Origin of the sequence: Bacillus sp. AG4(2022) (assembly GCF_031844465.1) — a bacterium.
GTDB classification, from domain to species: Bacteria; Bacillota; Bacilli; order Bacillales; family Cytobacillaceae; genus Bacillus_AB; species Bacillus_AB infantis.
The window spans coordinates 1-21,620 of sequence record NZ_JAUZVH010000013.1 but is presented as its reverse complement, the minus strand read 5'-3'; the positions used below and the strand labels follow the sequence as shown (position 1 = coordinate 21,620).

General features: G+C 45.7%; 36 protein-coding genes. 34 read left to right on the top strand and 2 right to left on the bottom strand.

Annotated elements, in window-relative coordinates:
* The first annotated feature begins 1 nt into the window (after window position 1).
* From rplP to Q9R36_RS24395, 32 genes are all read left to right on the top strand, one after another.
* Entirely contained in the window at window positions 2–436 is a 435-nt protein-coding gene (gene rplP, locus Q9R36_RS24550; RefSeq protein ID WP_009791321.1) for a 50S ribosomal protein L16, read from the top strand.
* Complete coding sequence (rpmC, locus tag Q9R36_RS24545; protein ID WP_003351417.1) at window positions 426–629, top strand: 50S ribosomal protein L29; 204 nt, start codon at window positions 426–428, stop codon at window positions 627–629. The genes rplP and rpmC overlap by 11 nt, the downstream gene beginning before the upstream one ends.
* Before the next feature lie 19 nt (window positions 630–648).
* On the top strand, window positions 649–912 hold the full coding sequence (gene rpsQ, locus Q9R36_RS24540; protein ID WP_009791320.1) for a 30S ribosomal protein S17: 264 nt from the start codon (window positions 649–651) through the stop codon (window positions 910–912).
* Window positions 913–952: 40 nt separating this feature from the next.
* Entirely contained in the window at window positions 953–1,321 is a 369-nt protein-coding gene (gene rplN / locus Q9R36_RS24535) for a 50S ribosomal protein L14 (RefSeq protein WP_009791319.1), read from the top strand.
* Window positions 1,322–1,354: 33 nt separating this feature from the next.
* Window positions 1,355–1,666 carry a 50S ribosomal protein L24 gene (gene rplX, locus Q9R36_RS24530; protein WP_009791318.1) on the top strand — a complete coding sequence of 104 codons (312 nt, stop codon included), beginning with the start codon at window positions 1,355–1,357 and terminating at the stop codon, window positions 1,664–1,666.
* 25 nt (window positions 1,667–1,691) lie between these two features.
* On the top strand, window positions 1,692–2,231 hold the full coding sequence (gene rplE / locus Q9R36_RS24525) for a 50S ribosomal protein L5 (RefSeq protein WP_009791317.1): 540 nt from the start codon (window positions 1,692–1,694) through the stop codon (window positions 2,229–2,231).
* Between the two features lie 25 nt (window positions 2,232–2,256).
* Entirely contained in the window at window positions 2,257–2,442 is a 186-nt protein-coding gene (locus Q9R36_RS24520; RefSeq protein ID WP_009791316.1) for a type Z 30S ribosomal protein S14, read from the top strand.
* A 30-nt stretch (window positions 2,443–2,472) separates the two neighbouring features.
* Window positions 2,473–2,871 carry a 30S ribosomal protein S8 gene (gene rpsH, locus Q9R36_RS24515; RefSeq protein ID WP_009791315.1) on the top strand — a complete coding sequence of 133 codons (399 nt, stop codon included), beginning with the start codon at window positions 2,473–2,475 and terminating at the stop codon, window positions 2,869–2,871.
* Window positions 2,872–2,901: 30 nt separating this feature from the next.
* Window positions 2,902–3,438, top strand: a complete 537-nt coding sequence (rplF, locus tag Q9R36_RS24510; protein WP_009791314.1) for a 50S ribosomal protein L6 — start codon at window positions 2,902–2,904, stop codon at window positions 3,436–3,438.
* Window positions 3,439–3,470: 32 nt separating this feature from the next.
* Complete coding sequence (rplR, locus tag Q9R36_RS24505; RefSeq protein ID WP_009791313.1) at window positions 3,471–3,833, top strand: 50S ribosomal protein L18; 363 nt, start codon at window positions 3,471–3,473, stop codon at window positions 3,831–3,833.
* 21 nt (window positions 3,834–3,854) lie between these two features.
* Complete coding sequence (rpsE, locus tag Q9R36_RS24500; RefSeq protein ID WP_009791312.1) at window positions 3,855–4,355, top strand: 30S ribosomal protein S5; 501 nt, start codon at window positions 3,855–3,857, stop codon at window positions 4,353–4,355.
* Window positions 4,356–4,368: 13 nt separating this feature from the next.
* Window positions 4,369–4,551: a 50S ribosomal protein L30 gene (gene rpmD / locus Q9R36_RS24495; RefSeq protein ID WP_009791311.1), complete on the top strand. Its 183-nt coding sequence runs from the start codon at window positions 4,369–4,371 to the stop codon at window positions 4,549–4,551.
* Window positions 4,552–4,581: 30 nt separating this feature from the next.
* Window positions 4,582–5,022: a 50S ribosomal protein L15 gene (rplO, locus tag Q9R36_RS24490; RefSeq protein WP_022543220.1), complete on the top strand. Its 441-nt coding sequence runs from the start codon at window positions 4,582–4,584 to the stop codon at window positions 5,020–5,022.
* A complete protein-coding gene (gene secY, locus Q9R36_RS24485; RefSeq protein ID WP_009791309.1) occupies window positions 5,022–6,317 on the top strand; it encodes a preprotein translocase subunit SecY in 1,296 nt (431 codons plus the stop codon). The genes rplO and secY overlap by 1 nt, the downstream gene beginning before the upstream one ends.
* A gap of 59 nt (window positions 6,318–6,376) precedes the next feature.
* Window positions 6,377–7,027, top strand: a complete 651-nt coding sequence (locus tag Q9R36_RS24480) for an adenylate kinase (protein WP_094769453.1) — start codon at window positions 6,377–6,379, stop codon at window positions 7,025–7,027.
* A complete protein-coding gene (map, locus tag Q9R36_RS24475) occupies window positions 7,027–7,773 on the top strand; it encodes a type I methionyl aminopeptidase (protein ID WP_009791307.1) in 747 nt (248 codons plus the stop codon). Before Q9R36_RS24480 ends, map begins: the two co-directional genes overlap by 1 nt.
* Before the next feature lie 11 nt (window positions 7,774–7,784).
* Window positions 7,785–8,072, top strand: coding sequence for a KOW domain-containing RNA-binding protein (locus Q9R36_RS24470; RefSeq protein ID WP_224952345.1), 288 nt, complete (start codon window positions 7,785–7,787; stop codon window positions 8,070–8,072).
* A gap of 50 nt (window positions 8,073–8,122) precedes the next feature.
* Window positions 8,123–8,341: a translation initiation factor IF-1 gene (gene infA, locus Q9R36_RS24465; RefSeq protein WP_009791305.1), complete on the top strand. Its 219-nt coding sequence runs from the start codon at window positions 8,123–8,125 to the stop codon at window positions 8,339–8,341.
* Between the two features lie 37 nt (window positions 8,342–8,378).
* Window positions 8,379–8,492, top strand: a complete 114-nt coding sequence (rpmJ, locus tag Q9R36_RS24460) for a 50S ribosomal protein L36 (RefSeq protein WP_000868344.1) — start codon at window positions 8,379–8,381, stop codon at window positions 8,490–8,492.
* A gap of 21 nt (window positions 8,493–8,513) precedes the next feature.
* Window positions 8,514–8,879 carry a 30S ribosomal protein S13 gene (gene rpsM, locus Q9R36_RS24455; RefSeq protein ID WP_009791304.1) on the top strand — a complete coding sequence of 122 codons (366 nt, stop codon included), beginning with the start codon at window positions 8,514–8,516 and terminating at the stop codon, window positions 8,877–8,879.
* Between the two features lie 22 nt (window positions 8,880–8,901).
* A complete protein-coding gene (gene rpsK / locus Q9R36_RS24450) occupies window positions 8,902–9,291 on the top strand; it encodes a 30S ribosomal protein S11 (RefSeq protein WP_009791303.1) in 390 nt (129 codons plus the stop codon).
* Between the two features lie 171 nt (window positions 9,292–9,462).
* On the top strand, window positions 9,463–10,407 hold the full coding sequence (locus Q9R36_RS24445; protein ID WP_009791301.1) for a DNA-directed RNA polymerase subunit alpha: 945 nt from the start codon (window positions 9,463–9,465) through the stop codon (window positions 10,405–10,407).
* 65 nt (window positions 10,408–10,472) lie between these two features.
* A complete protein-coding gene (gene rplQ, locus Q9R36_RS24440; protein ID WP_009791300.1) occupies window positions 10,473–10,835 on the top strand; it encodes a 50S ribosomal protein L17 in 363 nt (120 codons plus the stop codon).
* Window positions 10,836–11,421: 586 nt separating this feature from the next.
* Window positions 11,422–12,261 carry an energy-coupling factor ABC transporter ATP-binding protein gene (locus tag Q9R36_RS24435; RefSeq protein WP_253615981.1) on the top strand — a complete coding sequence of 280 codons (840 nt, stop codon included), beginning with the start codon at window positions 11,422–11,424 and terminating at the stop codon, window positions 12,259–12,261.
* The gene (locus tag Q9R36_RS24430) at window positions 12,237–13,106 is read left to right on the top strand and encodes an energy-coupling factor ABC transporter ATP-binding protein (RefSeq protein WP_101552832.1); all 870 of its coding nucleotides are present in this window, start codon (window positions 12,237–12,239) and stop codon (window positions 13,104–13,106) included. The genes Q9R36_RS24435 and Q9R36_RS24430 overlap by 25 nt, the downstream gene beginning before the upstream one ends.
* On the top strand, window positions 13,103–13,900 hold the full coding sequence (locus Q9R36_RS24425) for an energy-coupling factor transporter transmembrane component T family protein (protein ID WP_009791295.1): 798 nt from the start codon (window positions 13,103–13,105) through the stop codon (window positions 13,898–13,900). The genes Q9R36_RS24430 and Q9R36_RS24425 overlap by 4 nt, the downstream gene beginning before the upstream one ends.
* 12 nt (window positions 13,901–13,912) lie before the next feature.
* Entirely contained in the window at window positions 13,913–14,650 is a 738-nt protein-coding gene (gene truA, locus Q9R36_RS24420) for a tRNA pseudouridine(38-40) synthase TruA (RefSeq protein ID WP_009791294.1), read from the top strand.
* 193 nt (window positions 14,651–14,843) lie between these two features.
* Entirely contained in the window at window positions 14,844–15,278 is a 435-nt protein-coding gene (rplM, locus tag Q9R36_RS24415; protein ID WP_009791293.1) for a 50S ribosomal protein L13, read from the top strand.
* A gap of 22 nt (window positions 15,279–15,300) precedes the next feature.
* Window positions 15,301–15,693, top strand: a complete 393-nt coding sequence (gene rpsI / locus Q9R36_RS24410) for a 30S ribosomal protein S9 (RefSeq protein WP_009791292.1) — start codon at window positions 15,301–15,303, stop codon at window positions 15,691–15,693.
* A gap of 189 nt (window positions 15,694–15,882) precedes the next feature.
* Entirely contained in the window at window positions 15,883–16,326 is a 444-nt protein-coding gene (locus Q9R36_RS24405) for a YbaK family protein (protein ID WP_094769457.1), read from the top strand.
* A 77-nt stretch (window positions 16,327–16,403) separates the two neighbouring features.
* Window positions 16,404–17,123: an N-acetylmuramoyl-L-alanine amidase CwlD gene (cwlD, locus tag Q9R36_RS24400; protein WP_101552830.1), complete on the top strand. Its 720-nt coding sequence runs from the start codon at window positions 16,404–16,406 to the stop codon at window positions 17,121–17,123.
* Between the two features lie 592 nt (window positions 17,124–17,715).
* Window positions 17,716–18,762: a P-loop NTPase gene (locus Q9R36_RS24395; protein WP_009791289.1), complete on the top strand. Its 1,047-nt coding sequence runs from the start codon at window positions 17,716–17,718 to the stop codon at window positions 18,760–18,762.
* Between the two features lie 54 nt (window positions 18,763–18,816).
* Here Q9R36_RS24395 and gerD read toward each other — a convergent pair whose 3' ends face one another.
* The gene (gene gerD / locus Q9R36_RS24390) at window positions 18,817–19,449 is read right to left on the bottom strand and encodes a spore germination lipoprotein GerD (protein WP_009791288.1); all 633 of its coding nucleotides are present in this window, start codon (window positions 19,447–19,449) and stop codon (window positions 18,817–18,819) included.
* A gap of 151 nt (window positions 19,450–19,600) precedes the next feature.
* On the opposite strand from gerD, the gene Q9R36_RS24385 reads away from it, so the two are divergent.
* Window positions 19,601–20,227 (top strand): KinB-signaling pathway activation protein, encoded by a 627-nt coding sequence (locus Q9R36_RS24385; RefSeq protein ID WP_022543223.1) that lies wholly within the window; start codon window positions 19,601–19,603, stop codon window positions 20,225–20,227.
* 53 nt (window positions 20,228–20,280) lie between these two features.
* Here the strand turns inward: Q9R36_RS24385 and pdaB are convergent, their stop codons facing one another.
* Complete coding sequence (pdaB, locus tag Q9R36_RS24380) at window positions 20,281–21,033, bottom strand: polysaccharide deacetylase family sporulation protein PdaB (RefSeq protein ID WP_094769459.1); 753 nt, start codon at window positions 21,031–21,033, stop codon at window positions 20,281–20,283.
* A 168-nt stretch (window positions 21,034–21,201) separates the two neighbouring features.
* Between pdaB and Q9R36_RS24375 the strand changes: the two genes are divergently transcribed.
* Window positions 21,202–21,426, top strand: coding sequence for a hypothetical protein (locus Q9R36_RS24375; RefSeq protein WP_009791285.1), 225 nt, complete (start codon window positions 21,202–21,204; stop codon window positions 21,424–21,426).
* Window positions 21,427–21,620 lie beyond the last annotated feature (194 nt).

The window sequence follows — 21,620 nt, the reverse complement described above, 5'->3', positions numbered from 1 at the left end:
TATGTTATTGCCAAAACGCGTTAAGTATCGCCGTGTACACCGCGGAAAAATGCGTGGACAATCAAAAGGCGGTACTGAAGTGAACTTCGGTGAATTTGGCCTTCAAGCTCTTGAGGCTTCTTGGATCACTAACCGTCAGATTGAATCTGCCCGTATCGCGATGACTCGTTACATGAAACGTGGCGGTAAAGTATGGATCAACATCTTCCCTCACAAGCCTTACACTGCAAAGCCTCTAGAAGTCCGAATGGGTTCTGGTAAAGGTGCTCCTGAAGGATGGGTAGCAGTAGTTAAGCCAGGGAAAATCATGTTTGAAATTGCCGGCGTATCTGAAGAGGTAGCTCGTGAAGCATTACGTCTTGCATCACACAAACTTCCTGTAAAGTGCAAGTTTGTAAAACGAGAAGAAATTGGTGGTGAATCAAATGAAAGCTAATGAAATTCGTGACCTTACCACTGCTGAAATAGAACAAAAAGTAAAATCTTTAAAAGAAGAGCTATTCAACCTGCGCTTTCAATTGGCGACTGGACAACTTGAAAATACAGCTCGCATTCGTGAAGTACGCAAAGCGATTGCTCGCATGAAAACTGTTATTCGTGAGAGAGAGATCGGCGTTAACAATCGATAATTGATAGGAGGTTCGCACAATGAGTGAACGTAACCAACGCAAGGTTTACACTGGACGCGTTGTTTCCGACAAGATGGACAAAACAGTCACTGTTCTTGTAGAAACATACAAAAAGCACACGCTCTATGGTAAGCGCGTTAAGTACTCTAAAAAGTTTAAAGCTCATGACGAGCAAAACGAAGCAAAAATTGGCGATGTGGTTCGTATTATGGAAACTCGTCCACTTTCTGCGACTAAACGCTTCCGTCTTGTAGAAGTAGTAGAAAAAGCAGTTATAATCTAATGGTTCGGAATAAGCTTCATCCCGAAGGGAGGTTACACGCATGATTCAACAAGAATCACGTTTGAAAGTTGCTGACAACTCAGGTGCTCGTGAAGTACTGACAATTAAAGTCCTTGGTGGCTCTGGCCGCAAAACAGCTAATATCGGTGATGTTATCGTTTGTACTGTAAAACAAGCAACACCAGGTGGCGTTGTTAAAAAAGGTGACGTCGTTAAAGCAGTTATCGTTAGAACTAAGCGCGGTGTCCGCCGTGATGACGGTACTTACATCCGTTTTGATGAAAACGCATGTGTAATTATCCGTGACGATAAGGGTCCACGCGGAACTCGTATCTTTGGCCCAGTTGCACGTGAATTGCGCGACAGCAACTTTATGAAAATCGTATCACTAGCTCCAGAAGTACTATAATTCAAACAAATTGCCTTTAAGGAGGTGCGACAGATGCATGTAAAAAAAGGTGACAAAGTCATGGTCATTTCTGGTAAGGATAAAGGCAAATCAGGTGTGATCCTTGCTGCTTTCCCAAAACAAAGCCGTGTGCTTGTTGAAGGTGTGAACGTAGTAAAGAAGCACTCTAAGCCATCCCAAGTGAATCCGCAAGGCGGAATCATCAGCCAAGAAGCACCTATTCATGTATCAAACGTGATGCCAATCGATCCTAAGTCAGGTAACCCGACACGTGTTGGTTACAAAGAGGTTGATGGCAAGAAAGTTCGCGTTGCGAAAAAATCCGGTGAAGTTCTAGATAAATAAGTAATTGAAGAAGGGAGGTACAAGAATGAACCGCCTAAAAGAGAAGTTTTCAAATGAAATTACACCTGCTCTTATGAGCAAGTTTAACTACGAATCAATCATGCAAGTACCAAAGCTTGAAAAAATCGTTATCAACATGGGTGTCGGCGATGCTGTTGCAAACGCAAAGTCGCTTGACAATGCTGTTGAAGAGCTTGCGGTTATCAGCGGCCAAAAGCCGGTTGTAACCCGTGCTAAAAAATCAATCGCTGGGTTCCGTCTTCGTGAAGGCATGCCTATCGGTGCTAAAGTTACTCTGCGCGGAGAGCGCATGTACGAGTTTTTTGATAAATTAGTATCTGTATCTCTTCCACGTGTACGTGACTTCCGCGGGATCTCAAAGAAATCCTTTGACGGCCGTGGCAACTACACTCTTGGTGTGAAAGAACAGTTAATCTTCCCTGAGATTGATTACGATAAAGTAAGCAAAGTTCGTGGTATGGATATCGTTATCGTTACTACAGCTAACACAGATGAAGAAGCTCGTGAACTTTTAACTCAATTTGGAATGCCATTCCAAAAGTAATCGCTAAATAGAGGGAGGCGACAACGTGGCTAAAAAGTCAATGATTGCGAAACAAAAACGCACGCCTAAATATCCGGTACAAGAATACACTCGCTGCGAACGCTGCGGGCGTCCACATTCCGTATACCGTAAATTTAAGCTTTGCCGTATCTGTTTCCGTGAATTAGCATACAAAGGACAAATTCCTGGTGTGAAAAAAGCTAGCTGGTAAAACCCAAAGTCTGGGAAGGAGGTAAAAACAATGGTCATGACAGATCCAATTGCAGATTTGCTTACACGCATCCGTAATGCGAATATGGTACGTCACGAAAAATTAGAGGTTCCTGCTTCTAATATCAAGAAAGAAATCGCTGAAATCCTTAAGCGTGAAGGTTTCGTTCGTGATGTAGAGTTTATCGAAGACAATAAACAAGGCATCATCCGCATTTTCCTTAAATACGGTGCAAACAACGAGCGCGTTATCACTGGTCTTAAGCGCATCAGTAAGCCTGGTCTTCGTGTATATGCAAAATCAAACGAAGTTCCTCGCGTGTTAAACGGTCTAGGAATCGCATTAGTATCTACTTCTCAAGGAGTTCTTACAGATAAAGAAGCCCGCGCTAAGCAAACTGGCGGAGAAGTATTAGCATACGTTTGGTAATAGAGTTTCTCAAGAATGGAGGTGCAATAAATGTCTCGCGTAGGTAAAAAACCAATTGAAATTCCAAGTGGAGTTACAATCACTGTAGATAATAACAATGTGACAGTTAAAGGCCCTAAAGGCGAATTGACTCGTTCATTCAGCCCTGATATGGCAATCAGCGTGGAAGAGAACATCATTAATGTTTCCCGTCCATCAGAAGCGAAAGAGCACCGCGCACTGCACGGAACTACTCGCGCCCTGATCGCAAACATGGTTGAAGGTGTTTCTAAAGGATTTGAAAGAGGCCTTGAGCTTATCGGTGTCGGTTACCGTGCTCAAAAGCAGGGGAAAAACCTGATCCTGAACGTTGGCTACTCTCACCCTGTTGAAATCGTTCCTGAAGAAGGAATCGAAATCGAAGTGCCTTCTAACACGAAGGTTATCGTAAAAGGCACAAGCAAAGAACGTGTTGGTGCACTTGCTGCTAACATTCGTGACGTTCGTCCTCCAGAGCCTTACAAAGGTAAAGGTATCCGCTACGAAGGCGAATATGTGCGTCGTAAAGAAGGTAAAACAGGTAAGTAATGCCGCATAGGCAAACGAAAGGAGTGACCTAAATGATTACGAAGGCTGATAAAAATCAAGTCCGCAAAAAAAGACATGCCCGCGTGCGTGCTAAACTTAGCGGTACTGAAGCTCGTCCTCGTTTAAACGTGTTCCGCTCTAACAAGCATATCTATGCTCAGCTGATCGATGATGTGAACAAAGTGACTGTTGCAAGTGCTTCAACACTTGATAAGGAAGTTGAACTTACTGCTACAGGAAACACAGATGCTGCTGTTAAGGTTGGAGAACTAGTTGCTAAGCGCGCTGTTGAAAAAGGTGTTAAAGCTGTTGTTTTTGACCGCGGAGGCTACCTGTATCACGGACGTGTTAAAGCATTAGCAGATGCTGCTCGTGAAAACGGCTTAGAATTTTAATAGAAGGAGGGACACATAAAGATGCTTCGTATTGACCCAAACAAACTTGAACTTGAAGAACGCGTAGTTACAATCAATCGTGTAGCGAAAGTTGTTAAAGGTGGACGTCGCTTCCGTTTTACTGCTCTTGTAGTAGTAGGCGATAAGAACGGACATGTAGGCTTTGGAACTGGTAAAGCCCAGGAAGTTCCGGATGCGATCCGCAAAGCAATTGAAGATGCTAAGAAAAACCTTATCGAAGTACCTATGGTTGGAACAACTATTCCACACCAAATCATCGGTCATTTCGGTGCTGGCGAAATCCTTTTGAAGCCTGCTTCTGAAGGTACTGGAGTTATCGCTGGTGGTCCGGTTCGTGCGGTTCTTGAATTGGCTGGTGTAGCTGATATCCTGTCTAAGTCATTAGGCACAAACACACCAATCAACATGGTTCGCGCAACTCTTGAAGGACTAAATAACTTAAAACGTGCTGAAGACGTAGCTAAGTTACGCGGTAAATCAGTAGAAGAACTGTTAGGATAAGGAGGGAAATCAAATGGCGAATAAACTAGAAGTTACCCTCACTCGCAGCGTGATTGGTCGTCCTCAAGACCAGCGCGAAACAGTTAAAGCTCTAGGATTACGTAAGATGAACCAAACAGTTGAGCACCAGGATAATGCTGCTATCCGCGGCATGATCAACAAGGTTGCTCACCTTGTAAAGGTCTCTGAGAAATAAGTTCGATTTTTTCAATAAGGAGGTGCCAAAATGAAACTTCATGAATTAAAACCTGCAGAGGGTTCTCGTCAAGAACGCAAGCGCAAAGGTCGCGGTATCGGTTCAGGCAATGGTAAAACTGCTGGTAAAGGTCATAAAGGTCAAAACGCACGTTCAGGCGGCGGTGTACGTCTTGGTTTCGAAGGTGGTCAAACACCTTTATTCCGACGCTTGCCTAAGCGCGGTTTCACAAACATCAACCGCAAAGAATATGCAGTTGTTAACCTTGATGCACTTAACCGTTTTGAAGACGGAACAGAAGTTACACCAGAACTTCTTATCGAAACAGGAGTCGTAAGCAACGAAAAAGCAGGAGTGAAAGTTCTTGCTAAAGGCAAAGTAGAGAAAAAGCTTACTGTTAAAGCTCATAAATTCTCCTCTGCTGCAAAGGAAGCTATTGAAGCTGCCGGCGGTCAAACAGAGGTGATCTAATGTTTCAGACAATCTCCAATTTTATGCGCGTGGGTGATATAAGACGAAAGATCCTATTCACCCTTTTAATGCTGATCATATTCCGCATCGGTACATTCATTCCTGTACCGCATGTGAATGCTGATCTGTTAAAAGCACAGGATGACTTGAGTGTATTTGGAATCCTGAATACATTCGGCGGAGGAGCGCTTCTCAACTTCTCTATCCTTGCAATGGGAATCATGCCGTATATTACGGCTTCGATCATCATTCAGCTATTGCAGATGGACGTAGTCCCGAAGTTTACTGAATGGTCAAAGCAAGGGGAAGTGGGACGCCGTAAGCTGGCTCAATTCACCCGTTACTTTACAATCGTGCTTGGTTTCATCCAGGCGCTGGGTATGTCCTACGGCTTTAATAACATGGCTGGCGGCATGCTGATTGAAAATCCGGGCATCGGAACTTACCTTCTGATTGCCACTGTACTGACAGCAGGAACAGCCTTCTTAATGTGGCTTGGAGAGCAGATCACATCTAAAGGTGTCGGAAACGGCATTTCCATCATCATATTTGCTGGTATCGTAGCGGCCATACCTTCCACGGTCAACCAGATTTACGCCCAGAAAATTGAAGATGCTGGTGAGCAGCTTTTCCTTAGCATTGTTACAGTAGTCCTGATCCTGGTTGCAGTCATTGCGATCATTGTTGGAACGATCTTCATCCAGCAGGCATTAAGGAAAATTCCGATCCAATACGCTAAGCGTATGGCCACAGGAGGCAATCCTGCGGGCGGACAATCAACTCATTTGCCTTTAAAGGTGAATGCTGCCGGAGTTATTCCAGTCATCTTTGCAGTCTCGTTCATCGTAACGCCAAGAACGATTGCTTCTTTCTTCGAGCAGAACGATGTGACGATGTGGATTCAAAGAGTGTTCGACTATACCCACCCAATTGGTATGATCGTGTATAGTGCATTGATCATTGCCTTTACGTATTTCTATGCTTTTATCCAGGTTAATCCGGAGCAGGTTGCCGACAACTTGAAAAAGCAAGGCGGCTATATCCCGGGTATACGCCCAGGTAAAAACACTCAGGAATATCTGACTCGTGTCTTATATCGTTTGACATTTGTCGGTGCGCTTTTCTTGACTGCCATTGCGATCCTTCCGGTTTTCTTCATCAATTTCGCCGGACTGCCGCAATCAGCCCAGATTGGCGGAACAAGCCTTCTGATTGTTGTGGGTGTTGCGCTCGAAACAATGAAGCAGCTTGAAGCCCAAATGGTTAAGCGTCACTATAAAGGTTTCATAAAATAATTCGGTTTTGGGAACTTTTAGTTCCCATTAACCTTATTAGAGACTGAGGGGGAAATCTTGTGAATTTAGTATTGATGGGGCTCCCAGGTGCCGGCAAAGGTACGCAAGCCGAGAAAATTGTCGAGAAGTACGGCATCCCTCATATCTCAACAGGAGATATGTTTCGTGCAGCTATAAAAGAAGGCACGGAACTAGGTTTAGAAGCTAAATCTTTCATGGATAAAGGCGAGCTTGTCCCTGACCAGGTGACAATCGGCATAGTCCGCGAAAGGTTAAGCAAGGAAGATTGCAATAAAGGCTTTTTGCTTGATGGCTTCCCAAGAACGGTTGCCCAGGCTGATGCCCTTGAAGACATTCTTTCAGAACTGGATAAAAAGATTGATTATGTCATCAACATTGATGTTGACCAAAGCATTTTAATGGAGCGCCTGACTGGCAGACGCATCTGCAAGAACTGCGGGGCAACTTACCACTTGGTATTCAATCCCCCGGCAAAGGCAGACGAATGCGACCGGTGCGGCGGCGAACTTTATCAGCGTGCTGATGATAACGCCGAAACTGTTAAAAACAGACTTGATGTCAACATTAAGCAGACTAAGCCTCTTCTTGATTTCTATGAAACAAAAGGGTACCTGCGCAATATTGATGGCCAGCAGGAAATTTCCAAGGTGTTCACTGATCTTGATGCGCTCCTCGGAGGCCTGCGTTAATGATCATCTGTAAAACACCGCGTGAAATTGAAATCATGCGTGAAGCCGGGCGTATTGTTGCCCTGACTCACCAGGAGCTGCAGAAGCATGTTGCACCGGGCATTACAACCGGAGAGCTGGATACAATTGCCGAGGCGTTTATACGTAAACATGATGCAATTCCATCTTTTAAAGGTTATAATGGTTTCCGTGGCAGCATCTGTGCATCTGTGAACAATGAACTTGTGCACGGGATTCCCGGGGATCGGGTGCTTAACGAAGGCGACATTATCAGCATCGATATAGGTGCTGAATATAATGGCTACCATGGCGATTCCGCCTGGACCTACCCTGTAGGCACTGTTGACAGACAAGTCCGGCAGCTGCTGGATGTCACAGAGCAGTCATTGTATGAAGGGCTTAAAGAGTCAAAGCCGGATGTACGTTTATCGAACATCTCTCATGCGATTCAGACGTATGCGGAAGCAAACGGTTTTTCCATTGTGCGTGAGTATGTTGGCCACGGAATCGGGCAAGACTTACATGAGGAACCGCAAATCCCTCACTACGGTCCGCCTAATAAAGGGCCGGTGCTTAAGCCGGGGATGGTACTGTGCATCGAGCCGATGGTCAATGCCGGAAGCAGGTATGTAAGAACCTTGGCTGATGACTGGACAGTCGTTACAGTGGACGGCAGCATGTGTGCGCATTTTGAACATACCATTGCCATTACTGAAACAGGCTATGAAATCCTCACTAAAGCTTGATGTGCAGGTGATTGCATAGGCTCATTCTGAAAATGGTCTGCGGCCCTGACAAGATCAATTTGATCTCTGGTCAAATTGTTTTGATTAAAAATGGGCGGGATGACGGCGAATATGATATAATTATAAGGTTGATAGATGGACGGTTTGTCTCAATAGCCGAAGGGGCCAGACGAAAGTCAGGCAATCCGCTGCTGAAGAGCGTCCGGCATCTGGAGCTGACTGATTATGTTTCTCCGGAAATCGAGTGCAGCATAAATGAAACCGGCCGTGCAATGAAGGGAAAATTACGTTTTGCGTAAGCAGCGTATGAATAGGTGAGATTCTGAAAAGAAGAAGGGAGACATGTTCGATGGCGAAAGACGATGTAATCGAAATAGAAGGCACAGTTATTGAAACTTTGCCAAATGCTATGTTTAAGGTAGAATTGGAAAACGGTCATACTGTTTTGGCTCATGTTTCCGGCAAGATCCGCATGCACTTCATCCGCATCCTGCCAGGAGATAAAGTAACAGTTGAGCTTTCACCATATGACTTGACTCGCGGAAGAATCACTTACCGCTTCAAATAGACTGATTGCACTCCGTAATATCAAGGAGGTTAGGATAATGAAAGTAAGACCATCAGTTAAGCCGATCTGCGAAAAGTGCAAAGTTATCCGCAGACGTGGTAAAGTTATGGTTATCTGTGAAAACCCTAAGCATAAACAAAAACAAGGCTAATAACAAGGAGGTGCGCATAGAATGGCACGTATTGCTGGTGTAGATATTCCACGTGAAAAACGTGTAGTAATCTCATTGACTTACATTTATGGTATCGGTAAAAATACTGCTCAAAAGGTTTTGGCTGAAGCTGGTGTTTCTGAAGACACTCGCGTTCGCGACCTTACAGAAGATGAGCTTAACAAAATCCGTGAAGTAATCGACAGACTCAAAGTTGAAGGTGACCTTCGCCGTGAAGTTTCACTCAACATCAAGCGTCTTATGGAAATCGGTTCTTACCGCGGTCTTCGTCACCGTCGTGGCCTTCCTGTACGCGGACAGAACACTAAGAACAATGCCCGTACACGTAAAGGTCCTCGTAAGACTGTAGCTAACAAGAAGAAATAATCGGTAAAGGAGGTAATATACAATGGCTCGTAAAACTAATACACGCAAACGCCGTGTTAAAAAGAATATTGAAAGTGGTATCGCCCACATCCGTTCAACATTCAATAACACTATCGTAACAATCACAGACGTTCATGGTAACGCTCTTTCTTGGTCAAGTGCTGGAGCTCTTGGATTCAGAGGTTCTCGTAAATCTACTCCATTTGCTGCTCAAATGGCTGCTGAAACTGCAGCGAAGACATCTATGGAACATGGTATGAAAACTCTTGAAGTTACTGTTAAAGGACCTGGTGCAGGACGTGAAGCTGCCATTCGTGCCCTTCAGGCTGCTGGTCTAGAAGTAACGGCTATCAGAGATGTTACTCCGGTTCCTCATAACGGATGCCGCCCGCCAAAACGTCGCCGCGTATAATTTTTTCTGTATAGAATTTGTATCCTTGTCTATAATGGGTTATGATACAATTTTCCGTTATACAGAAACTTTATTCCAGTTGTTGTGCACAAACGGGAACGTATACATGGGGGAATTTCGGCAGGCAGAAGCTAGCCGGGGTTTCGACGTTTTGAAGGAGGGTATATTTTGATGATCGAAATAGAAAAACCAAAAATCGAAACGGTTGAGATCAGCGATGATGCCAAGTATGGAAAGTTCGTCGTAGAGCCGCTTGAGCGTGGGTATGGTACTACTTTGGGTAACTCCTTACGTCGTATCCTTTTATCCTCACTCCCTGGTGCCGCTGTCACATCTATTCAAATTGATGGGGTACTTCATGAGTTCTCAACAATTGAAGGCGTCGTAGAAGATGTAACATCTGTAATCTTAAATATTAAAAAACTGGCTCTTAAAATCTATTCTGATGATGAAAAGACGCTGGAAATTGATATTCAAGGTGAAGGTGCGGTTACTGCAGCTGACGTAACGCATGACAGTGATGTCGAGATCCTCAATCCGGATCTTCATATTGCTACCCTTGGGTCCAATGGGCACTTGCGCATGCGCTTGACTGCCAAAAGAGGACGCGGTTATACACCAGCTGATCAAAACAAGCGAGAAGATCAACCAATCGGTGTCATTCCTATCGATTCCATCTACACTCCAGTATCGCGTATTTCCTACCAGGTAGAAAATACACGCGTCGGGCAAATGACTAACTATGATAAGTTAACATTCGATGTTTGGACTGATGGAAGCACTGGTCCACAAGATGCGGTTGCTCTTGGAGCGAAGATTTTAACTGAGCATTTGAATATCTTTGTCGGCCTTACTGACGAAGCGCAAAATGCTGAAATCATGGTTGAGAAAGAAGAGGACCAAAAGGAAAAAGTTCTTGAAATGACCATTGAAGAACTCGATCTTTCAGTCCGTTCATATAACTGCTTAAAGCGCGCAGGCATCAATACTGTTCAGGAATTGGCCAACAAGACCGAAGAGGATATGATGAAAGTCCGCAACCTTGGCAGAAAATCTCTTGAAGAGGTAAAACATAAATTAGAAGAGCTGGGATTAGGCTTACGCAAGGATGACTGATCTTAGGATCTATCACTCTTAGGTCTATCACCGACTGATCACTTCAACAAAGGAGGGAAACTTTCATGGGATACAGAAAGTTAGGACGCACTAGTGCTCAACGTAAAGCTATGCTACGTGACTTAGCTACAGACTTAATCATCAGTGAGCGCATCGAAACAACTGAAGCTCGTGCGAAAGAGCTGCGTTCAGTTGTTGAGAAAATGATCACTTTAGGCAAGCGCGGAGACCTGCATGCTCGCCGTCAAGCAGCTGCATTCATTCGCAATGAGGTAGCTAATGCTGAGACAAACCAAGATGCAGTACAAAAGTTATTCAGCGACATCGCAACTCGTTATGAAGAGCGCCAAGGTGGATACACTCGAATCATGAAGCTTGGGCCTCGTCGTGGAGACGGAGCACCAATGGTTATCATCGAGTTAGTATAATTGCTGCAGCAGACAACAAGGGCGCTGGACAGTTTATCATGAACTTGTTCTTTGCCCTTTTTCTGTAAAAGGCTTATCTTCCATTTTCTTCATAAGCCTTATATTCAAGCCAAACAAGAGCGTTACGATGAGCAAGATTCCGCTGCGCCTGAATCTCGGGCCTCTCAGTGCAAGTTCCATACTGACGGATGCAGTATACGCATCCCGGACTTGTCTCGTCTAGCTCATGCACCTCTTCCGGAACTGTTTTATGCGCACAGAATGTAAATATTCTGCAGCCGGAATGAGGTGCAGGCTTTTTTATAAGTTTCAGGTTTTTTGGCAGAGAGCACAGATTAGAGAGGCAGCTAAAGCGATTATTGAGCTTTGATGCAATTAACGACACAAGCGCATATGTGCCGGCAGCCATCTGACTTCAGCTAATAATTCAATGTCTTCTGCAAATCAGGCTCGCCAAAAGGCGAGTTATTTTTATTTCCGGGAGATAATGATGTAATGCCTCATCCCACTTTAAAATGACAGGCGCTGAAGCAGTGAAGTCAAGGCTGTTTATGCAGCTGCAAGAAGAGCAGAGAGGAGGATCCCTATGTCAAATCCACTTGTTCAATTAGAAAACATTTCTTTTCAATATGATGCCGGCAGCCAGTATGCCTTAAGAAACGTTTCCTTTAACATACAGGAAGGGGAATGGCTTGCCATTGTCGGCCACAACGGATCAGGCAAGTCTACATTGGCCAAGCTCTTAAATGGGCTGCAGTATGCCCAGGAAGGCACGATCCTGGTGAAGGGGACTGAACTGACAGAAGAGACCGTCTGGGACGTCAGAAGGGCTGTAGGGATGGTGTTCCAGAATCCCGATAACCAATTTGTCGGAACAACGGTGCAGGATGATGTGGCTTTTGGTTTAGAAAACAATGGAGTCCCGCAGGAAGAGATGAAAGAAAGAGTGAGTTCCTCATTAGAGATGGTCAATATGGGCCAATTTCTAGATCAAGAGCCGCACCATCTTTCAGGCGGCCAGAAACAAAGAGTCGCCATTGCAGGGGTTATCGCCCTGCGGCCGTCGCTGATCATACTGGATGAAGCTACAAGCATGCTGGACCCCCGCGGAAGAGAAGAGGTCCTGCAGACGGTAAGAGAGTTAAAGAGCGAGCACAGGATGACGGTTATCTCCATCACCCATGATCTTGAAGAAGCGGCCAAGGCAGATCGGATCATCGTCATGAACCAGGGGCAATTATACAGGGAAGGCACACCGGAGGAAATTTTCCAGATGGATGAGGAGCTTGTAAAGCTCGGCCTGGATATTCCATTCCCGGTAAAAATGAGCAAGGCACTGCGTGAAAAAGGGCTGGCCATCCCAAAATTTTATTTAACAGAAGAAGAGTTGGTGGAAAAGCTATGGACATCTCACTCCAAAATGTAGAGCATAGATACCAGATAAACACACCATTTGAGCGGCTGGCCATCCAGGATGTATCAATTGATATCCCATCAGGCACATATCTCGCCCTAATCGGCCATACCGGTTCAGGCAAGTCTACTGTCCTTCAGCATTTGAATGCCCTGTTAAAGCCGACAAAAGGCAGTGTCAAAATAGGGGACAGGGAAATTACTGCAGGGAAAAAGGAGAAAAACCTAAAGGCGGTCCGCCAAAAGGTCGGGATTGTCTTTCAGTTCCCAGAGCACCAGCTTTTCGAAGAAACAGTCGAAAAGGATATCTGCTTCGGCCCGATGAATTTTGGCGTCAGTGAGGCCGAGGCTAAGGAAAGGGCAAGAAAGGCAATCATTCAGGTCGGCTTGACCGAGTCGGTTCTTGAGAAGTCTCCTTTTGATCTATCCGGTGGCCAAATGCGGAGAGTAGCCATTGCCGGTGTGCTTGCCATGAACCCTGATGTAATCGTTTTGGATGAACCGACAGCTGGCCTGGACCCGCGCGGGCGGAAAGAGATCATGGAGATGTTCTATTCGCTCCATAAGGAAAGAGGCCTTTCCACTATCCTGGTGACCCACAGCATGGAGGACGCTGCCGCCTACGCCGATCAGATTGTGATCATGCATAAAGGCGAGGTATACAGAAAAGGCGTTCCGGTAGAAATCTTTGCGGATCCCGCAGGACTTCTTGAGCTCGGCCTGGATGTACCGGAGGTTGTAAAATTTCAGCAGAAGTTCGAGAAGGCATTCGGATTGAAGCTCGGAATGACCTGCCTGACGATGGAGCAGCTGACAGATGCGATAGCAGGCGCAGTGAAGCGGGGTGAGGCCAAATGATGGAGAAAATGATTTTTGGCCGCTATGTGCCTGCCGACTCCGTCCTTCACCGGATGGACCCCCGTGCGAAGCTTGCCATTATCTTTTTATTTGTTTGTGTCGTCTTTTTAGCCAATAATATCCTGACTTATGCCATTCTCACTGTCTACACGCTGATGATGGTCCGTTCATCCAGGGTCCCTGCGAGGTTCATTTATATGGGGCTGCGGCCGGTGCTGTGGCTTGTGCTTTTCACCCTGCTGCTGCATGTATTCATGACAAAGGGCGGAGAGGTCATCCTCGACCTTGGATGGCTGAAAATTTATGAAGAAGGCCTGAAGCAGGGTCTGTTCATCTCTATGCGCTTTTTCCTGCTGATCATGATGACGTCGCTATTAACCCTGACAACGACCCCCATTGAAATTACCGATGGGCTGGAAAGCCTGCTGGGTCCTTTGAACAAGGTGAAGTTCCCTGTCCATGAGCTGGCTCTGATGATGTCGATTTCGCTTCGCTTCATCCCGACCCTCATGCAGGAAACAGATAAGATCATGAAGGCGCAGACTGCCAGGGGAGTCGATTTTTCAGGCGGACCGATCAAGGACCGTGTAAAGTCGATCATTCCGCTGCTGATCCCTTTATTCGTCAGCTCGTTCAAACGCGCTGAGGAGCTCGCCACCGCTATGGAGGCAAGAGGCTACCGCGGAGGGGAAGGCAGAACGAAATACCGGCAGCTGAACTGGAGCACAAGGGACACCCTTATGCTGCTCCTGCTCCTGGCAGTTGCGGCACTGCTTGCTGTATTCCGCACATAATGGGGTGTAAAAATGCAAAGATTCAAATGCAAGATTGCCTATGACGGCTCACAGTTCTCCGGATACCAGGTGCAGCCGGGAAAGCGGACTGTGCAGCTTGAAGTGGAAAGGGCACTGGCCAAAATCCATAAAGGAAACCCGGTGAAGATCTTTGCTTCAGGCAGGACAGACGCCGGGGTGCATGCGAGAGGGCAGGTCATCCACTTTGACTCGCCGCTCGCCATTCCTGAGGACAGATGGGTGACAGCCCTGAACTCCCTCTTGCCGAAGGACATCGCTGTGGAGAGCACTGAGAAGGCCGCTGAAGGCTTTCATGCCCGCTTTGATGCATGCGGGAAAGAATATCGCTACTTTATTTACAGAGGGAAAATTCGAAGCCCGTTTGAGCGGCACTATAGCTATCACTATCCTCACCCCCTTGATATCCGAGCGATGAGGGAAGCTGCGGAACATCTTCTCGGCACCCATGACTTCTCAAGCTTCTGCGCCTCCAGGACAGATGTGGAGGACAAAGTAAGGGAAATCCGGAAGGTTCATGTCGAGGAGGCAGGGGAGATGCTGGAGCTCCATTTTACGGGCAGCGGCTTCTTATATAATATGGTCCGCATCCTGACAGGCACGCTCCTCGAAGCAGGAGCAGGAACGAGAGATCCGGGGAGCTTCCCGGAAGTCATTTCAGGCAGGGACAGGAGCCTGGCTGGCAAGACAGCTCCTGCCGAGGGGTTGTATCTATGGAAGGTATTCTATTAAAGGGAAAAAGGAAAAAATTATTTTTTTCAAAACAACTAAACCTGGCGTAACATTCCCTTGACATTGTACTATATAGGATATATCATAATATGGTATGTATTTTAACCCCACAAATAAGCCCCGGAACTTATCTGTGTGATAATATACGAAATCAAAGAACATGAATATGATTGATTATTTAGGAGGGAAACCCATGCGTACGTTTATGGCTAACGCAAACAATATCGAGCGTAAATGGTATGTTGTTGACGCTGAAGGCAAGACTCTAGGTCGCCTTGCAAGTGAAGTAGCAGCAGTCCTGCGCGGCAAAAATAAACCAACTTTCACACCGCACGTTGACACTGGTGACAATGTGATCATCATCAACGCTGAGAAAATCGAACTGACTGGTAAGAAGCTTACTGACAAGATCTATTACCGTCACACAATGCACCCAGGCGGTCTTAAAACAAGAACTGCTCTTGAGATGCGTACAAACTACCCTGTGAAAATGCTTGAGCTTGCTATCAAAGGCATGCTTCCAAAGAATTCACTTGGCCGTCAAATGTTCAAAAAATTACACGTATATGCTGGCAGCGAACATCCGCACCAAGCACAACAACCTGAAGTTTACGAACTTCGTGGATAATTTTTAAAGGGAGGTTATTATCTTGGCACAAGTTCAATATATCGGTACTGGTCGTCGTAAAAGCTCCGTTGCCCGTGTTCGTTTAGTTCCTGGCGATGGCAAAATCATCATCAATGGTCGTGAGATCGAAAGCTACATCCCATTCGCAGCTTTGCGTGAAGTAGTTAAGCAGCCGCTTGTTGCTACTGAAACACTAAACAGCTACGATATCCTGGTAAACGTTAATGGCGGTGGATACACTGGCCAAGCTGGCGCAATCCGTCACGGCATCGCTCGTGCATTGCTTCAAGCTGATCCAGAATTCCGTCCAACATTAAAGCGCGCTGGACTATTGACTCGTGACGCACGTATGAAAGAGCGTAAGAAATACGGTCTTAAAGGTGCTCGTCGTGCTCCTCAGTTCTCAAAGCGTTAATCATTACTCTATCAAAGGCTCCCAGGCTTACGTCTGGGGGTCTTTTTTGCTGTCTTTGCAAAGAGTCACCAATAGCTTTTGAAAAATGGGTGGCCTTCATCCGCTTTATTCTCTGTCAAAATTGCCAGTGCTTTCTTGAATGACACCCATTGGGCGGATGAAGACTATCTTTAAGGGGTGAAGAAAGCTGTGAGTGTGATTACAACCTTTACAGATAAACAGCGTGAAAAGCAGATCAAATATGAAAAAACGGTCCTAAAGGACATTTCGATAAAATCTCTGAAGGAAAGTGTGAAAGTGCATTTTGGAAGTATAAGGTTTACGTCGGGGCTCCTGATGAATACAGGAGTGGAGGAGGCCTGTTATGATGTCGCAATCGAAGCCTACCTCCTTGGGGCCCATTTCAGCCGGTTCGGCTATTATGGAGAAGGCGTTGAACAGGTCCTCGAAAGATGCAGGAGCGAGGAAAAGCATTTTGTTGATACGCTCTATAATTTCCTTCTTTACTGGGGGAGCGGTGAAGAAGCGGCTGCGAACGAGTCACTGGCTGGCACTTGTGAGCATTATGTGCGCCATTGGTGGATGGAGGGCTTTCAAAAGGGCCAGCGGCGCCATAAGCTGAGACTTCATTGATCTCTTTAAAAATGTTCTAACCCCTTCCCTTGTCCCATATATATGAATGAGGACAAGCGGAGGGATGGGTTAGGACGATGAAGCGAAAATTGCAGATGGCTGCTTTTGCGGCCGGACTTATAATCTTATTTTTAATCTTTCGATACGATTTTCTCGAAAATAACTCCTGGAAGTCATGGAATTTGCCGCTCACAGGCGAAATCATCCTTCTGGATCCAGGACATGGCGGACCAGATGGCGGAGCCGGAGATTCAGATGCTTTAGAAAAGGATATCGCATTGAACGTCTCATTAAAGATCAGGGACTACCTGCAAGAGCAGGGAGCGCTTGTCATTATGACCAGGGAGGATGACCGTGACCTGGCTCCGGAGGGTACAAAGGGATACAGCAGGAGGAAGGTGGAGGACCTTAAGCAGCGGCTTAAGATGATTAATGAATCCGAGGCCGACTTTTTCCTGAGCATCCACCTGAATTCCATTCCATCTGCCCGCTGGAGCGGTGCACAGACCTTCTATGCCCCGCAGATTAAGGAAAATGCTGAAGCAGCCAAATTCATTCAGGATGAGCTGCGCAGAAACCTGGAGAACACAGAAAGAAGAGCCAAGCCGATCAGCCATGTGTATATCATGAAATACGCTAAAAAGCCTGGCGCTCTGGTCGAAATCGGCTTCCTCTCCAATCCGGGAGAAAAAGCCAGGCTAAAAACAGATGACTACCAGGAAAAAGTGGCAGCCTCTATCTATAATGGAGTATTGCGCTACTTTACGAATGAAGAAGAGCTGGTGGAGCCAGAATAGAGGGGCATCCTGTGGGATGCTCTTTTTTTATAGAGAAAAATGAGACTGCGGAGGGTGTTGTTACTTTAACAGGCTGGCCAGGAGAGTTAAGGGAGTTGGTGGTCGTGTACCGATAGGGGGGATTGCATGACAGGCATGTGCCGGGCTAGGTATAAGAAGGTGGCTAATCGATGCAAGAGAGGGCTGGTGAGAGCAGGCTTATGTATAGAATGGGTCTCAACGATGCATGAGGGGCATGGCGAGCATTTGTGATGTATTGAATGTGCAAGGCAGGCTGCGTTCTATAGAAAATCCTCCACCCTGCTCCAGCTCCTTGCCCCTCGAGTCATAAGCCAAGAAAGAATCTGAGGCAAAGGGCAGCCTCATCTCCTTTCTCGTCTTACGCTTGTCGGGTCAGAACAGTCGCCTCCACATTTCGAATTGTCCAGCTCCGGCTCCTTGTTCCTCGAGTCATAAGAAAGAATCAAAGGCAAAGGGTGGCCTTTGCTTCTTTCCCGTCTTATGCTTGTTGGAACAGAACAGTCGCCTCCGCTTTTCGGGCTATGTTATACTATACTAAGTTTAAAACGACTTAAAGGGCAGGTGCATATAGATGTTGACAGAGCAAAGAGTGAGAGAGCTTTTGGGTGATGTGAAGGAACCGTTCATACATAAAACACTGGGTGAACTGAATGCGATCCAGGAAGTTAGTGTGAAGCCAGAGAAGAATCACGTGAGTGTGAAGATTGCTGTTGCGAAAACAGGGACAGCGGAACAGCTTCAGCTGCAGACGCAGATTGTGGAATTGCTTAAGAAGAATGGGGCAGACTCTGTGGGCCTTCGCTTTAGCGAGCTGCCTGCGGAGGAATTGGCCAAGCACCGTTCTCCGGAAAAAGAGGATAAAGGGCTTTTATCAGAAGACAGCAAAACCAAATTTATTGCGATCGCCAGCGGTAAAGGCGGTGTCGGAAAGTCCACTGTGTCAGTCAACCTTGCTGTATCATTGGCGCGCCTCGGAAAAAAGGTCGGACTGGTCGATGCAGATATCTATGGGTTCAGTGTTCCTGATATGATGGGCATCACAAAGCGCCCGGTTGTCAGGGAAGGGCGGATCATCCCGGTTGAACGCTTTGGGGTGAAAGTCATATCCATGGGCTTTTTTGTTGAAGATAATGCACCAATCATCTGGAGGGGGCCGATGCTTGGCAAAATGCTGAACAGCTTCTTCAATGAAGTGGATTGGGGCGAGCTGGATTATCTGCTGCTTGACCTTCCTCCTGGAACAGGGGATGTGGCGCTGGATCTTCATACGATGCTTCCTTCCTGCAAAGAGATCATCGTCACCACTCCGCATCCGACAGCAGCTTTTGTTGCTGCGCGCGCAGGTGCAATGGCGTTGAGAACCGAGCATGAAATTGTCGGTGTAATTGAAAACATGGCCTTCTTCGAAAGTAAGCTGACTGGCGAGAAAGAATATGTCTTTGGCCACGGCGGCGGGGATAAGCTTGCTGATGAGCTAAGAACAAATGTTTTAGGGCAGCTGCCTTTGGCGCAGCCGGACTGGAATGATGCAGACTTTGCGCCATCCATTTATGATAAAGATCACAGGCTTGGTAAAATTTATACAGACATTGCGGAAAAAGTCATTCAATCAGTATAAAAAAGTGCCTCAGGCGAATCTTCGCCTGAGGCATTTTTACAATGAGATAGAGGATCAGGAACCTCCTCCGCTGTCCCCGCCTTCTCCGCCGCCTCCGCCGCTTTCACCGGATCCGCCGCCTTCGCTTTCTTTGCCGCCGCTCTTCACTTCTTCTGTAGCCTTGATGATCATATCCTGTATCTTGGCTTTGTATATAGGGCTTTCGAAAGTCTCAGTCATCACCTTCTGGAGATGCTCCCTGTATTCGTTGCTTTTTAAAATGGTTGTGACTTCTTTCTCTAATTCAGGATCTTTCAGGACTTCCACCATCATTTTTCGATATTCGGGATCTTTCATCAGATCTTTTAAAAGCTTTTCATTTTCTTTTTCCATACTTTTTGCCATGCTTTCGGCAAATTTAGGATCCTCAAAAGATTTTTTCCAGAATTCAGTCCCTTTATCAGATGTTAAGGTCCTCTCAATCGTATCGGAAACCATTGCCTGGTCCATTACAAGCTGCTGTTTTAGCTTTTCGTCTCCCATCAATTCCTGCAGCGCCTTCTTGCCATCATCGGTCTTTAATATATCGACAATCATTTTCTTTGTCTGATCATAGTCCATTTGGCCGCTGCCTGATTCGGCAGCCTGGCCGCAGCCCGAAACGGCAAGGAGGAGGATAAGTGGGAGGAGCCGGAATATTTTGTACATGATTGAAAGCTCCTTTCAGGATTGTCCCTAACCTTAGAATGGTGATTTGGGGCAAATATTATTCGTTTGGCGAGTAATGCCTAGATTTTTCATACTTTGGTTGGTACAATCATATAGGTGAATGACTATCGCTATGGAGGCTTAATATATAATGACCAGCCGTAATTGGGTAAGGTTGTTTTTGTCCACTCTGCTTTTGGGTGCAATTGCAACCGGTATCACAGGATTTATTGTCAGGTGGGAAGAATATCAGCCGTTATTTGCTGATTTTGAAGTTCTTGAAATCATCTCTGTATTATTTTGGCTAGCAGGAGTAGGCTTGATTTTCAGCATCTTGAGCCAAATGGGCTTTTTCGCATATTTAACCGTACACCGGTTTGGATTAGGTATTTTCAGGTCTTTATGGAATGGCGTACAGGTTGTCCTTATATTATTCGCCTTATTCGACCTTGTATACTTAAGATACAGCAACTTTGCTGAAAACGGGGAAAGCTATGGACCTTATATTGCCCTGGCGCTAATCGTATTGGCAGCGGGGCTGGCGGCAGCATTCCTAAAGGCAAGGCAGACAAACAAAGGGGCATTCATCCCTGCACTGTTCTTCATGGTGGTGGTAACCAGTGTGGAGTGGACACCTGCACTGAGGGTAAATGAAGAAAGCTGGGTATATCTCATGCTTTTCCCTCTGCTTATCTGCAATGCCTATCAGCTTTTGATCCTGCATAAGCTGAATGAAAGCTCAATGAAAAAGAGGGAAGCCATCAAGGCTGCAAAATGATCCGGACATACAAAAAGGCGGGCCGCTGACTACAGGCCCGTCTTTTTGCTGTATTATTTTATCTCATTTGATTTCGTGCTTGCGTTTGCCATCATTTCAGATACTGAAACCAGTTTTAGGCCTTTGTCTTTATAATTGCCTATAATGGCAGGGAGAGCTTTGGCCGTTTGTTTGGCCGAATCGGAGGCATGCAGGAGAATGATATCTCCTTTCCCGGCCTTGGCAGCATTTTCTGCAATCCTCTCAACGCCCGGATTAGTCCAATCTTTTGAGTCGATGCTCCAGTGTACAACCGTATAGCCCATCTTTTCTGCCACATTCAGTGTCTTTTGATCAAAATGGCCAGTTGGCGCCCTTACCAGCTTAATATCCTTTACATTCAGCTTCTTGAAAGCTTCCTGCCCTTTGGCAAGGTCCTGGCGGATTTTGCTTTCTTCCAGATCTGTATAATCCTTATAATCATAGCCAAGCATTCCAATCTCATACCCTTCTTTAACAATGCGTGCAACCAGCTCCGGATGCCTCTCCGCCCAAGAACCGGATAAGAAGAAAGTTGCAGCCTTGACGTTTTGCTTCTTCAGAACATCGAGTATGGGTTCGGCTTTTTCATCACCCCAGCCTATGTTAAATGTCAGGGCAGCATCCTTCTCTCCTTTGTAAATCGCCTTTGGTCCATCATTTGCCGAGAAAACTGGCATGTGAATAATATTCTCCATATACAAAAACCAGGCAGTAAAGAAGGAGGCAATAATGATAAGCAGCCCCTGTTTAATGGCCTTTCCGTTTACCACATAAAAAAAGTTCATCCAATCACCTCGTCCACAAAGAATCCTTGTCTTATTTTTATGAACACAAAAAGCAAATATGACTTAAATGATTTTTCCGCCAGAATTTTGATTTATTTTCTGTTCGTTTCATAAAAAACAGGGTAATGGAAAATACTACAAGAACCTTAAAAGACAAGGAGCGATACAATGCTTGGAATGCTGATTAATGAAAGGGAATTGAAAGAGATGGAATACTTGATTAAAAGAGAGATGGATGAGATTCTCTTTGATCTGAAAGATGAACGGATTGACCATATAGTGAAAAGAGCAATGGGGGAAAGGTATAAGATTTTGTTTTCCCTGTTTAAGCGGATCGCCCCTGAGAATGAGTGCATTAAATATATGCCTGCGCCGCAGCTGAAGGAACTTTAATTTTTTTTGGATATATTGTTGACTTCTTAATATTATCTTGGTATATTAATAAGCGTCGCTGATGACGCAAAACAAACTTAAGAAAAGTTGTTGACAAGTTATCTGCGCTGTGTTAAATTAATAAAGTCGCTCCTGAGCGGCATAGATTGTTCTTTGAAAACTGAACGAACAAAAACGTCAATGTTAATCTTAAT

What these genes read in the sequence shown, in the direction of transcription:
- rplO (WP_022543220.1), top strand. Translation starts at nt 4,582, where the DNA reads ATGAAACTTCATGAATTAAAACCTGCAGAGGGTTCTCGTCAAGAACGC.
- rplE (WP_009791317.1), top strand. Translation starts at nt 1,692, where the DNA reads ATGAACCGCCTAAAAGAGAAGTTTTCAAATGAAATTACACCTGCTCTT.
- rplQ (WP_009791300.1), top strand. Translation starts at nt 10,473, where the DNA reads ATGGGATACAGAAAGTTAGGACGCACTAGTGCTCAACGTAAAGCTATG.
- map (WP_009791307.1), top strand. Translation starts at nt 7,027, where the DNA reads ATGATCATCTGTAAAACACCGCGTGAAATTGAAATCATGCGTGAAGCC.
- Q9R36_RS24375 (WP_009791285.1), top strand. Translation starts at nt 21,202, where the DNA reads ATGCTTGGAATGCTGATTAATGAAAGGGAATTGAAAGAGATGGAATAC.
- rpsK (WP_009791303.1), top strand. Translation starts at nt 8,902, where the DNA reads ATGGCTCGTAAAACTAATACACGCAAACGCCGTGTTAAAAAGAATATT.
- rpsH (WP_009791315.1), top strand. Translation starts at nt 2,473, where the DNA reads ATGGTCATGACAGATCCAATTGCAGATTTGCTTACACGCATCCGTAAT.
- Q9R36_RS24385 (WP_022543223.1), top strand. Translation starts at nt 19,601, where the DNA reads ATGACCAGCCGTAATTGGGTAAGGTTGTTTTTGTCCACTCTGCTTTTG.
- cwlD (WP_101552830.1), top strand. Translation starts at nt 16,404, where the DNA reads ATGAAGCGAAAATTGCAGATGGCTGCTTTTGCGGCCGGACTTATAATC.
- rplM (WP_009791293.1), top strand. Translation starts at nt 14,844, where the DNA reads ATGCGTACGTTTATGGCTAACGCAAACAATATCGAGCGTAAATGGTAT.
- truA (WP_009791294.1), top strand. Translation starts at nt 13,913, where the DNA reads ATGCAAAGATTCAAATGCAAGATTGCCTATGACGGCTCACAGTTCTCC.
- rplX (WP_009791318.1), top strand. Translation starts at nt 1,355, where the DNA reads ATGCATGTAAAAAAAGGTGACAAAGTCATGGTCATTTCTGGTAAGGAT.
- Q9R36_RS24445 (WP_009791301.1), top strand. Translation starts at nt 9,463, where the DNA reads ATGATCGAAATAGAAAAACCAAAAATCGAAACGGTTGAGATCAGCGAT.
- rpsE (WP_009791312.1), top strand. Translation starts at nt 3,855, where the DNA reads ATGCTTCGTATTGACCCAAACAAACTTGAACTTGAAGAACGCGTAGTT.
- rpsM (WP_009791304.1), top strand. Translation starts at nt 8,514, where the DNA reads ATGGCACGTATTGCTGGTGTAGATATTCCACGTGAAAAACGTGTAGTA.
- rplF (WP_009791314.1), top strand. Translation starts at nt 2,902, where the DNA reads ATGTCTCGCGTAGGTAAAAAACCAATTGAAATTCCAAGTGGAGTTACA.
- gerD (WP_009791288.1), bottom strand. Translation starts at nt 19,449, where the DNA reads ATGTACAAAATATTCCGGCTCCTCCCACTTATCCTCCTCCTTGCCGTT.
- pdaB (WP_094769459.1), bottom strand. Translation starts at nt 21,033, where the DNA reads ATGAACTTTTTTTATGTGGTAAACGGAAAGGCCATTAAACAGGGGCTG.
- Q9R36_RS24395 (WP_009791289.1), top strand. Translation starts at nt 17,716, where the DNA reads ATGTTGACAGAGCAAAGAGTGAGAGAGCTTTTGGGTGATGTGAAGGAA.
- rpmD (WP_009791311.1), top strand. Translation starts at nt 4,369, where the DNA reads ATGGCGAATAAACTAGAAGTTACCCTCACTCGCAGCGTGATTGGTCGT.
- rpmC (WP_003351417.1), top strand. Translation starts at nt 426, where the DNA reads ATGAAAGCTAATGAAATTCGTGACCTTACCACTGCTGAAATAGAACAA.
- Q9R36_RS24430 (WP_101552832.1), top strand. Translation starts at nt 12,237, where the DNA reads ATGGACATCTCACTCCAAAATGTAGAGCATAGATACCAGATAAACACA.
- infA (WP_009791305.1), top strand. Translation starts at nt 8,123, where the DNA reads ATGGCGAAAGACGATGTAATCGAAATAGAAGGCACAGTTATTGAAACT.
- rplP (WP_009791321.1), top strand. Translation starts at nt 2, where the DNA reads ATGTTATTGCCAAAACGCGTTAAGTATCGCCGTGTACACCGCGGAAAA.
- rplR (WP_009791313.1), top strand. Translation starts at nt 3,471, where the DNA reads ATGATTACGAAGGCTGATAAAAATCAAGTCCGCAAAAAAAGACATGCC.
- rpmJ (WP_000868344.1), top strand. Translation starts at nt 8,379, where the DNA reads ATGAAAGTAAGACCATCAGTTAAGCCGATCTGCGAAAAGTGCAAAGTT.
- Q9R36_RS24435 (WP_253615981.1), top strand. Translation starts at nt 11,422, where the DNA reads ATGTCAAATCCACTTGTTCAATTAGAAAACATTTCTTTTCAATATGAT.
- secY (WP_009791309.1), top strand. Translation starts at nt 5,022, where the DNA reads ATGTTTCAGACAATCTCCAATTTTATGCGCGTGGGTGATATAAGACGA.
- rpsQ (WP_009791320.1), top strand. Translation starts at nt 649, where the DNA reads ATGAGTGAACGTAACCAACGCAAGGTTTACACTGGACGCGTTGTTTCC.
- rplN (WP_009791319.1), top strand. Translation starts at nt 953, where the DNA reads ATGATTCAACAAGAATCACGTTTGAAAGTTGCTGACAACTCAGGTGCT.
- Q9R36_RS24425 (WP_009791295.1), top strand. Translation starts at nt 13,103, where the DNA reads ATGATGGAGAAAATGATTTTTGGCCGCTATGTGCCTGCCGACTCCGTC.